Annotated in this window: 3 protein-coding genes; 1 reads left to right on the top strand and 2 read right to left on the bottom strand. The window is 58.3% G+C overall.

Annotation, left to right across the window (positions count from 1 at the left end; translation table 11 throughout):
- Nucleotides 1-241 precede the first annotated feature (241 nt).
- Nucleotides 242-1090, bottom strand: coding sequence for an SDR family NAD(P)-dependent oxidoreductase (locus tag E7813_RS03820; protein ID WP_291571043.1), 849 nt, complete (start codon nt 1088-1090; stop codon nt 242-244).
- Between the two features lie 224 nt (nt 1091-1314).
- On the opposite strand from E7813_RS03820, the gene E7813_RS03815 reads away from it, so the two are divergent.
- Nucleotides 1315-2298, top strand: coding sequence for an ABC transporter substrate-binding protein (locus tag E7813_RS03815; RefSeq protein WP_291571041.1), 984 nt, complete (start codon nt 1315-1317; stop codon nt 2296-2298).
- Between the two features lie 135 nt (nt 2299-2433).
- Here the strand turns inward: E7813_RS03815 and E7813_RS03810 are convergent, their stop codons facing one another.
- Nucleotides 2434-2769, bottom strand: a complete 336-nt coding sequence (locus E7813_RS03810; protein ID WP_291571039.1) for a GYD domain-containing protein — start codon at nt 2767-2769, stop codon at nt 2434-2436.
- Nucleotides 2770-3132 lie beyond the last annotated feature (363 nt).

The following is a 3132-nucleotide window of genomic DNA, read 5'->3' as shown; positions in this document are numbered from 1 at the left end:
GTCCTCTCCGCCGCAGTAAACCCTCTATGAAATCTCCGTTCCATCCCACACTCCATCCTTTCCCTCTAAGATAAAGTGTTGCGTCAACCGGTTGAGACCACCGGTGAATAACGGACATCGATCATTCGTCACATGAAGTCTGCTTTTGACCCAAACCGGACATGGCGTGACTATTGACAAAATCGTCTCGGCGGCACGGCCCCCATAAGAGCACAATCAGGCTCGTGGAAGGGCTGCGCGCTCAACGTTTCGGGTTGCGCCCGCGGATGTGGTCAAAGCCTTGCTTGATTGCGGCGAAGCGCGCTTCGATCATCGGCTCAAATTCGAGGTCGGTGAAGATATATGGCAAGTCCTTTTCGACGCCTTCGCGGACGAGTTCACCGACATAGTTGGGTTCTATGCCCTGAGAGATGCGTTCCCGGAGCAAATTGATCCGCTCGGCACGTGGGCCCGAAGTCGGCAAGGCACGGACCGACCCCTCGAAGCGCTTGGGGAGATTGCGTCTTGAGTCTATGATTTGAGTGCGTATGAACCCTGGACACAGCACCGATACGCCAATCCCTCGGGGCGCGAGTTCACGCCGCAGGCCCTCGGACAGCGCGACAACGCCATACTTGGAGACGTTGTATGCATTGCTCTCCCCTGAAATAAGGCCAGCGATCGAGGCTGTGGAGACGATGTGTCCACCCTCGCCATGCTCCTCGATCAACGGGCCGAAAATCTCAATCCCCCAAATGGTGGCCATCAGGTTGACGCCCATGGTCCAATCCCACGCCGCGTCGGTCCAGGCGCCATAAGGCCCACCGCCGCCGACGCCCGCGTTGTTGACGAGGATATGCACCTTGCCGTAGCGGGCAGTCGTGGCTTCGGCGGCCGCCACGAGTTCGGCTTTGACTGAAACGTCTGCTCTCACGCCTTCGACATCGACGTTGGTGAGCCTCAGTTGCTTGAGCGCTGCGGACAGGGCCGCTTCTTCAATGTCGCAAAGCATGACTTTCGCCCCTGCCTGGGCGAAGGCGGTCGCGATCCCCAGTCCAATGCCTGACGCTGCACCGGTCACGAACGCGGTTTTTCCAGCGAGTTCGTCCACGCGCGTTCTCCTCCGTGCAAGGACACCCTCGCCCCAAAACGCCAAGTGTCCCCGACGGCATTTGACCGCACTTTCGAGCGATTGGAAAGCGTGTCGGATGTCCGCTTCTGACCGGCATGCGACATTGACGACCCCCAAACATATTTCGTCGGATTGGTCCCGGACGGCTTCCAGATGTTGAGTTTGGACAGCTACACTGCCGCGTTCTGATCTCAGGGGCAAAAATGCGGCGACGTGAATTTATTGGCCTTGTAAGCGGTGCGGCGGTGTTACCCCTAGCTGCGCGCGGGCAGCAGCCGGCTTCGCGGACTATCGGCGTTCTTGGATTTGGATCGGTGGAAGGCGCGCGGACAGGTTTTGTCCCGACCCAGCGCCGCCTCGCCGAAATGGGCTATGTCGAAGGCCGAAACCTCACGATCGAATTTCGCGGGGCCAACGCCCGTGAGGACCGGCTGGCCGAACTGGCCGCAGAACTCGCTCAGCGCCGAGTGGATGCCATCGTCGTCTTTGCAGGCCAATCCATTGTTGCCGCCAAGGCTGCCACCACATCCATTCCAATCCTCTTCTTTACCGGGTTCGATCCCGTCCAGAGTGGATTCGTCACAAGCCTTAACCGGCCTGGCGGCAATGTCACCGGGATTTCAGTTCTTAACACCGAACTGCTGGCCAAGCGTCTACAGGTGCTATGCGAACTGGTGCCGTCGGCAAAGTCCATCGCGTTCCTCTACAGCCCAACAAGCCTTGTTTCCGGGGGCGACTCCGTCGGCAACGAGCTGGCATCGGCGGCCGAAACTCTCGCCGTGAAGCTATCGCCCGTGGAAGCGCGGCATGCCGATGATTTCGAAGCAGCTTTCGCCACAATGGCGATCGCGCGACCGGATGCGGTGCTCGTTTCGGCCGACGCATTGATGTTCCAAAATCGCGCAACGCTTGTCCGCTTGGCCGCCCGACACATGCTGCCCGCGGCCTATCCAATCCGGGAATTCGTCGCAGGCGGCGGATTGATGAGCTACGGAACGAATTATTCGGAAGCATACCGTCAGGTGGGCGACTATGTCGGTCGTGTGCTGAACGGTGAGAAGCCGGAGAACCTGCCCGTGCAGCGGGTCACAAGGCTCGAGCTCGTCATCAACATCACAACGGCAAAGGCGCTCGGCCTCACCGTAACGCCGTCGCTGCTCGCGCGCGCCGACGAGGTGATCGAATAGAGGCGCTGCTTGCTGCGGTGCATGAGTCCGGTTGTGGCAGATATTGTTGCAAAAGTCTTTTGGGGTGGCTACCGAAATTTTTCAGGACTCGCTGGAAAAAATTGGCGGCAGCCCGGTCGGCTGCCACCAATGCATTTACTTGCCGGGCGGCTTGTATGCGCCACGAAGCTCACTTGCCTTTTGGCGGACTTGCTTGATTTCGTCCTGCGTCCACAGACGGATGAGCTTTACATTGTGGAGGGCGCCGCTTTCCACGACAACGCCAGTCATCGCCGGCGCTGCACTGGGATCAGGCAAATCGATGATCACCATCACGCCGGGGCCATTGTTTGCGGTGCTATACATCGAGATCAATTTTCCACCGGCGGCTTCGGTCAATTTTTTGGCCGCCTCGTAGCGATTGGTTGTTGGATTTTCCATGATATTTTTGAGAGCTTGGGGGGTGTATTGTCCCGTTAAACAGAAATGCATGGCGATTTTCTCCCGTTGGACTAGTTGGGCGTGCGCCCGTTCCGACCTGATGAAAACAAGTGACGTCGAGATGAAGAGACTGCAAAGCCCGCCGTGGGCACATACGCCGCCGTAATTCGCCGGACTTCGGCACGTCCGTGTGACGGCTCTCCAATAAAGTTATATTAGGAGACTGCCATATGGAAGAGAAGCTGGCTTCCGTTCATGGCCCAAACCGAACCGACCGGGCCAGTCTGATTTTGTCCGTTCCTAAGGACAAAGATGGGGTAATCGGCCGGCCCAGCTTGTGGATAGCTGAAGATTTTGGGTGCTGCGCTTCAGGCTGATGGTGAAACGAGGTCCGTGGTCACGGCCTCAGAAGGA

Origin of the sequence: Bradyrhizobium sp., from assembly GCF_004799405.1 — a bacterium.
Lineage (GTDB): Bacteria > Pseudomonadota > Alphaproteobacteria > Rhizobiales > Xanthobacteraceae > Bradyrhizobium.
Note: the sequence above shows the minus strand (reverse complement) of the source record. Positions and strands in the feature narration are given on the sequence as shown.

Coding starts and splice junctions, on each gene's coding strand:
- E7813_RS03810 (WP_291571039.1), bottom strand. CDS start 2,769: ATGCATTTCTGTTTAACGGGACAATACACCCCCCAAGCTCTCAAAAAT.
- E7813_RS03815 (WP_291571041.1), top strand. CDS start 1,315: ATGCGGCGACGTGAATTTATTGGCCTTGTAAGCGGTGCGGCGGTGTTA.